The organism is Robertmurraya beringensis (assembly GCF_042433785.1).
In the GTDB taxonomy this organism is placed as follows: domain Bacteria; phylum Bacillota; class Bacilli; order Bacillales; family Cytobacillaceae; genus Robertmurraya_A; species Robertmurraya_A beringensis.
This window is the reverse complement of sequence record NZ_JBHLUU010000080.1, coordinates 1-6,902: the sequence shown is the minus strand read 5'-3', so window position 1 is coordinate 6,902 and position 6,902 is coordinate 1. Positions and strand designations below refer to the sequence as shown.

At 32.4% G+C, this 6,902-nt stretch carries 7 protein-coding genes; 6 read left to right on the top strand and 1 reads right to left on the bottom strand.

Annotation, left to right across the window (positions count from 1 at the left end; translation table 11 throughout):
* Nucleotides 1–47: 47 nt before the first annotated feature.
* Nucleotides 48–1,376 carry an ATP-binding protein gene (locus ACFFHF_RS12260; RefSeq protein WP_377058261.1) on the bottom strand — a complete coding sequence of 443 codons (1,329 nt, stop codon included), beginning with the start codon at nucleotides 1,374–1,376 and terminating at the stop codon, nucleotides 48–50.
* Nucleotides 1,377–1,995: 619 nt separating this feature from the next.
* Here ACFFHF_RS12260 and ACFFHF_RS12255 point away from each other — a divergent pair.
* The 6 genes from ACFFHF_RS12255 to ACFFHF_RS12230 all read left to right on the top strand — a co-directional run bounded on the left by ACFFHF_RS12255 (nucleotide 1,996) and on the right by ACFFHF_RS12230 (nucleotide 6,794).
* Nucleotides 1,996–2,496 carry a hypothetical protein gene (locus ACFFHF_RS12255; protein WP_377058260.1) on the top strand — a complete coding sequence of 167 codons (501 nt, stop codon included), beginning with the start codon at nucleotides 1,996–1,998 and terminating at the stop codon, nucleotides 2,494–2,496.
* Nucleotides 2,497–2,849: 353 nt separating this feature from the next.
* Complete coding sequence (locus tag ACFFHF_RS12250; protein WP_377058259.1) at nucleotides 2,850–3,272, top strand: hypothetical protein; 423 nt, start codon at nucleotides 2,850–2,852, stop codon at nucleotides 3,270–3,272.
* Between the two features lie 40 nt (nucleotides 3,273–3,312).
* Nucleotides 3,313–4,095, top strand: coding sequence for an MPN domain-containing protein (locus tag ACFFHF_RS12245; RefSeq protein ID WP_377058258.1), 783 nt, complete (start codon nucleotides 3,313–3,315; stop codon nucleotides 4,093–4,095).
* Nucleotides 4,096–4,119: 24 nt separating this feature from the next.
* Entirely contained in the window at nucleotides 4,120–5,553 is a 1,434-nt protein-coding gene (locus ACFFHF_RS12240) for a caspase family protein (protein ID WP_377058257.1), read from the top strand.
* A gap of 286 nt (nucleotides 5,554–5,839) precedes the next feature.
* The gene (locus ACFFHF_RS12235) at nucleotides 5,840–6,028 is read left to right on the top strand and encodes a hypothetical protein (RefSeq protein WP_377058256.1); all 189 of its coding nucleotides are present in this window, start codon (nucleotides 5,840–5,842) and stop codon (nucleotides 6,026–6,028) included.
* Nucleotides 6,029–6,122: 94 nt separating this feature from the next.
* Nucleotides 6,123–6,794 (top strand): ThiF family adenylyltransferase, encoded by a 672-nt coding sequence (locus ACFFHF_RS12230; protein WP_377058255.1) that lies wholly within the window; start codon nucleotides 6,123–6,125, stop codon nucleotides 6,792–6,794.
* The last annotated feature ends 108 nt before the right edge of the window (nucleotides 6,795–6,902 follow it).

Below are 6,902 nucleotides of genomic sequence, written 5' to 3'. Positions count from 1 at the left end.
GGGGACGTCTTTTCCTTTCCCCAAAATAAATGTCGAAATGTTTCGAATTATATACGGACATTATAATCGACTAATTCTGGACAGGCAATACCGTCAACTTTAGGAAATTTAAAGATGTCAAAAACAGTAATAGGATCAGGTAAGATCCCTAAAGTGTCAACTATTTCCTTAAACACACTTTCTTCTCCACATTTTACAACTCTATTTCCGTTATCCTTGGTAATAAATCTTAAACTCTCTAGAGGAAGTAGACTACCAAGAGCAGGAGTATGGGTTGTTAAAATAACTTGAGAATTGGTGTTATATGCTAAATCCATAAATGCCTGCATTAGAATTTCTTGATGTTTAGGATGTTGTGATGTCTCCGGTTCCTCAAATGCATAAATAACACTTTGTGAACTACTTTCGCTTAACTTACGCTCAACCTCAGCTCTAAAGAAGTTGAGTAAAATCAGTCTACGAACACCGCTCCCACGCTTGTTTATAGGAATATTATCATCGGAGTTAATAGATAACTTAAAAAGTGAATCGAATTTTGGTTCGGTTTTGAATTCAGGTATTAATGAGGAAGCAAGTTCGCTGTCCATCTCTTTAAGTTTTTCTAGAGTTCTTTCAGCAGTACTAATTGCCTTTTGCTTTACTTCTTCTTTTATTCTTTCTAATTCAGCGTTCAATTCAAGTAATGCTTGTTGTACGGCTAGTTTCATTGGGTCAGTAACTTCCTTGTCATCATCCTTACTAGGTCGGTCTGATTGAAATAAAGCATATATCGGGAGGTATTTCTCTAGTGAATCGTATATTTTCTTTGCGTTCTCCTTATCAACTTGAAGCTCAGTCAGCTCTAGCTGGAGATTATCAATACTATGCCAGATAGCAGCGCGAATACTTGGATTTGAGTTTGCTTGATAAATATCAGATGGCAAATTAAGCCTACGGGCTAATGCTTTTAAATCTGCGTTTTTTAAATCTAATAAGTTATGGTACCATTGTACACTTGGGTGGTTACATACTATAAAAGTAGTTGGTTTAGGCTTAGAAGTAGTGGCTTTAAAACATTTCTTGATTTCCAAATCACCTTGTGGATTAAGAAGAAATTCATTTGCTAAATTAGTTGGAGAAGAACTATCGAGAGTTATAATGTCTGGTAGATTATTAAAAATACAAGTAATTTCAATGGTATCTCCATCAGAATTTATACTTAGGTCTTCCCTTTCACAAGTTACGATACTATTATTAAAGAATATTTCAAGAGCTTCTAATACGGTAGACTTACCTGCATCATTTTTACCAATAAAGGCGGTTAGATTCTCAAAATTAATAGTTGTTTCATCGCTAAATCCTCTGAAGTTTTTTATTTTAATACTTTTTAATTTCATAATGTTGCTCCCTTTCCCATTAATTTATTTACTTTAGATAATTCGACAACTATCTACAATTTCCTCCAAATTTCCTATAATTGAAAAAGTGGATACATTAAAAAGTATTTTTCAATAACCCTAAAAAGATAAATACAACAAAAGATGAAGAGCTGTATGATTTATATGAAGATCCAAAAAGGAATGAAGAAGACATTTACAACGTCCTGCTTGATTCGGGTGCTTTACAACCATGAAACGGAATAAGGCTAAGATTTTGGGCTGAATCTCCATTTAGAAAAGCTATTACACGTAAGCTGTAATTACAGCTTCTCGGAAGTTTATATAACTTATGAGGTGCTTTTTTATTTCTTCTTTCATATTAGGATCCATAACCACTGGCCAAATTTTAGAAAAGTATGCATCATTTCCGATGGTTCAAACTTTAATTCACTGTGGAAAATTATTTAGTTTAAATGAATGTACTGACGAATTCTTGAAATATAATAATATCTTGTGAGCCTGCAAATTTTAATAGCTGAAATTGAATCCGCTTTGCGACAATTATTGGTAAAATTGAAGTAAGATTATCGGACTTTGTAGAATATAGTAACAATTTAAATAAGGGGTATGATTCTAAATGAGAGATCCAAGCCGAATAAGAAGAATTTTGGCATTGCTGCAACAGATATGGGAGTATCAACAGGACGTAAGGTTTAACCAATTAGTAAGCAACATGCAGAGCATATACTCGCAGCAACATGATAACTATGGTAGGCGAGAAGTGTTCGAAAAGAAATTTATTGACATGGATAAAAGCTCATACTTGGATTTCTTTTTTCTAGAAGACGACAAATGGGAGGATTTTTTAACTTCATACCTATCAAGCATTGAAGCAGAAATTGAGCAACAGAGAGAAAAAATCGATGAAAAAGTGATTGATGAGGTTATAGAGCTGTTTATTGAGGCGGGTGTTGAGCTGGAGCAACTAGATAATCAAATTAGAAACAAACTTGAATATTTTTTTCTAAAGGAAAGTAGATGGTTAACGATTGTAGCAATAGTAAATCTGGTAAGAAACTTTTCACACAATGATAGAAAAGAACTTTTTGAAAAGGTAAAGCGGTATTCTGATATGTAATTACGGCAATGTATTGAATAATACAAAATAAAAAACAGAAGGAGTATTTTTATCTCCTTCTGTTTTTGACATACAGATTGCACTAACAATATTATGATTGCCAGACTTCAATAAAATTAAACGAAACTGCCGTGTATTTTTTATAAATGTATAATTATTAATGGTATTATATTCCTATAAATCTTTAGAAGGGTGGTTTAGAGAATGGGTATGGACGTAACTCCTGACATGAAGTTGCACTCAAAAGCGGAAATTGATGTTTTGATTGAACTATTAAAAAAGATGGTTCAAAAAATCTAGGTTTACATTTAAATTCCTTGGAATTTTATATCCGTTTTGGGAGGTATAAGCTGTTGAATAATATTAAAACCCTTAATAATCATGAATTAAACAAAGTGTCTAAGACTGTTGTGATAGCCAAGTTTAAAGAATATGGGTGTCAAATTATTGAGAATGCAAGAACTTTATCTATAAAATCTCCTGATGGTAGATTTATAGAGATAATCGTTAAATCAATTCGGAGGCCGACAGAGTATGTTCTAATTTTAAAGAAACATATGAATCTCGAACAAAGAAACTTATATGTTTCACTTGTTCTTTACCTAGAAGGCAGTAACCCCGATTTGTATTTAATTCCCGCTGAAGCCTTTCTAAATCCTAATGACTTACTTAGAGATCGACCAAATTACAAAGAGCCTGAATTTGGAATGAATGTATCTAATAAAAATATGCCATTGCTATTGCCTTATAAAATGGAGAATTTCTTTAGAAACTAATAAGGTACAGAATTAGAAATCACTTAATGAGGTGTACACAATGAAATTTAATCTTATCCAGAATTCCTTTTCAACTATATTATTAGATGCAATTCAATTCTTCCCGCAAGATTTAAGTAAACAAGCTGAATCACACGGGTTGTTATTTGGAATTTCAAATGACGACATCATTGAGTGTGAATATGTATTTCCAGTAGGAAATGTCCGCAGAAGAACTGAAAATGAGATATCACCTGATAGAACAATTGATAATGCTATCCAAACAGCAAGACAAATAGTGTCTACATCCAATAATATAGGTACTTACCACAGTCATCCTTATGCTGAAAGGTTTCCTGAATGGGCAGACCCTAGTAACATGGATGTTTCTTTTGCTAAGTTTTTAAAAGAGCCTTTCATGGTCATAATTGCAATTACAAGAAATTCTGATGAGGAAAAACCATTAGACCTTTGGTATAGCGATTACGATGCTGTTGAGTTTACATATGATAAAAACGCACAAGGACACGATGCTCCCAATATGAAAAAGCTTAATAGAAAAAGCCAGAGTATTTGCGGGGAATTTAAAAAATACACTTTTGAATTAAGAGGTTATCACTTTGATGGGAAATCTTTAAGTGATGTAATGTTGTACTCATCTGAGGCAGAAATGTTGATGGGACTGCTAGATGAGGAAATTAATTTGTCCAATTTATCATCCGATAGTGTATATAGTCTAAGAAAAATTGAATTTAATTTACGCTTAATTAATCAATCAGATAAAGCGAATAAAAACTATGAGTACCATATAGAAAAAATAAAAAGGAACATGGTCCAAAAATAAAATTCCATGATAGGTGGTGGAAGAATGGTTTATAAAGCTTTAATTATAGCTGTAGATCAATATAACAGTGTGAGTAGTCTGCCGAATACAGTAAATGATGCATTGGAAATTAAACGTCTTCTTTTAGAGTCTCCTTCCTTATTTAAGGAACAAGATGTCCAAGTTTTTCAAGGTTCTATATCAAGAAAAACTATTTTATTATCTGCTATAAAATCCTTCTTTGAAAGTGCAGTTAATACTGATGTTTTATTCCTTTTTTGGGCGGGACATGGTGCATTTATAGATAATGAAGGGTACTTTGTTCCTTTTGATGGAGATATCTATTCTCCGAATATATCAATGATAAAAATGTCCGAAGTAAGAGAGTTGATTGACCAGACCGCAGCTAAAACAGTTTTATCATTTTTTGATACATGCCATAGTGGAGCGATTACACGAAGTATTCAACAGGAATTGCATCGAGGATTAGAAGTTAAAGGATCAGGAAAAGTGCTTATTGCTGCATGTACAGCAAGTCAATATGCCGCGGATAGAGCTGGACACGGAGCGTTCACTGATTATTTAATTCGAGGTCTAGAGGGAGAAGCAGCCGATAGAAATGGTGACATTGATGTATATAACTTATATTCCTATGTTAGCAAAAAATTGAAGGAGGAAATTTCGGATCAAAACCCTGTAATTAAAAGTACTCTTAACGGAGAACCGTTGTTATTAAAAAGAACAATAAATAGAAGTGAACTGACCACAGAAAAAGAAAATGCGATTCAAAATATTAATTCTTCGGGATTAAGTTTTTGGCTAGGACCTATAATATCCGATTACGATGAGTTCTATAGCAAAAATAAAGGTGAATATCAAATAACGCTTATTAATCCCGACTCTAAAATCGAACAATCTTTAAAGGACATGAGAGGCAGAGATAGATACCCTTTTGCTATAAAAGATGAGGCAGATATTGTATCCATCGAAAATATTGACATCAAATCTACACGAGAAGGAACATACGTTGTTGTAAACCTAAAAGGTACAGGAGAAAGCAATAACTCAATCTTTTCTGAAATGTCAGTAGGTGGAGGAATAGGGAAAACATTGACTGCGGATGATATAGCCATGTTGCGTATTAGACGAATACTATTCGGTGAAAAAGAATTACCATCTGGTTATGGTGACTCTTTAGTGGAATCGATGATTAGTCATCCTACAAATGCAAAAATTCAAGTGATACCAAATATCATTTCAAGTTTGGTAAGCCAAAGATACAAACCTGAGAAAATAAGAGTTATGATTATTGGGTCTTTAATATTAACTGGTACAATTGATAAAATTGAAACTCTTTCACTTACATTGGATAACACGATAATTACTAACATTCACCTTATAGGATATCGTCCAAAGTATTATTCGAATGTTGATCCCAAGAGAATTGAAATTAATGAAGAGATAAATATTTCAATTTAAATATGAGTTAAACTAAAACCTCTATATAAGGATAATATACCTATTTTTAATTTTAGGTTCTTCCTTTGAAATACAAAATGTTTCAATATTCACGAAAACGCAAGCTGTACACTATATACTTTATATTAGCAGCCTCAGTGCTGATATATATAAGCAGACAATCTTATTTAAATATTAATACTAGAAGAATACTAGTAAGTGTTGATAATTGGCGTAAGTTGTCATAATATATAATTGTAACTATTTACCTATTAAGCTACTATTTTATACTTCCGGAGGTACAAAGATGCTAAAAGCAGAAGATTTCTTATTCGAGGAAATTGAAGAAACAATGATGTTAGCAAAGTATAGTGATGGGTGTTCAGGGAGTCGTTCAGATTGCTGTACACGCGTTTGTACTCGTAACAATCAGGTAGCAACAGAAGCTGAGTGGGGCGCGTTTTTAGAAGTTAATTCAGGAGTAGTTCAATATTAATTTATATTGATTAAGAAGCCTTTTGTATACGTACAAAAGGCTTCTTATATATACAGTTATATGATGTTTGTACTTATAGGGAGGAAGTTAAAACATGCTAAAGGATACGGATATTTTTAAGATTCGAGATGCCGTAGACATATATGTAATAGGTGAAGATATTCTTCAAATATACTTTATGAATACTAGAAGGCAACTTCAATTTAAAGCGAACAAATTTACATTATTATTAATTGAATGTATAGATGGGAAAAAGACTATTTTAGATATTAAAGAAAAACTCGAAGAGAAAATTAATAAAGAAATTGAATTAGAAGGTATTAAGAAGGTATTTACAAACCTGTTCCAAAAAGGGGTTATTGTGGAAAATAAACCAAATCTTCATCAACAATTTATTTCAGATGAAGCAAGAGAAAGATATAATCGTCAGATTAATTTTTTTGGAGACTTTTTACTGGGAGCATCACGAAAGTATGAATCTCAACAAAAAGTTCAAGAATCCTCTATTTTGATTTTTGGATGTGGAGCTGTTGGAGGATGGATGGCAGCTGAGTTAGCAATGAGTGGTGTAGAACATTTCATATTATTTGATGGAGACGTTGTTGAGAAATCTGATATTTCGCGTCATATATTCTTTAAAGAAAAATTCGTAGGAATTCCAAAGGTAGATGCTTTAGAGAAATATCTATTGAATATAAACCCTCTAATAAAAGTAGAGAAATATCAACAATTTTTAATGCCTGATACATCACTAGTGTTGCATTAATTTAATTTCACTATTAAAAATACTCAAAATGTTCAACTTTATTATATTGTGCAAAGAAAAAGTCCTTTATAATGGATAAGTCAGGTGGTAACCCGTCCAAATCCACTA

What these genes read in the sequence shown, in the direction of transcription:
- ACFFHF_RS12240 (WP_377058257.1), top strand. Translation starts at nt 4,120, where the DNA reads ATGGTTTATAAAGCTTTAATTATAGCTGTAGATCAATATAACAGTGTG.
- ACFFHF_RS12245 (WP_377058258.1), top strand. Translation starts at nt 3,313, where the DNA reads ATGAAATTTAATCTTATCCAGAATTCCTTTTCAACTATATTATTAGAT.
- ACFFHF_RS12255 (WP_377058260.1), top strand. Translation starts at nt 1,996, where the DNA reads ATGAGAGATCCAAGCCGAATAAGAAGAATTTTGGCATTGCTGCAACAG.
- ACFFHF_RS12260 (WP_377058261.1), bottom strand. Translation starts at nt 1,376, where the DNA reads ATGAAATTAAAAAGTATTAAAATAAAAAACTTCAGAGGATTTAGCGAT.
- ACFFHF_RS12235 (WP_377058256.1), top strand. Translation starts at nt 5,840, where the DNA reads ATGCTAAAAGCAGAAGATTTCTTATTCGAGGAAATTGAAGAAACAATG.
- ACFFHF_RS12230 (WP_377058255.1), top strand. Translation starts at nt 6,123, where the DNA reads ATGCTAAAGGATACGGATATTTTTAAGATTCGAGATGCCGTAGACATA.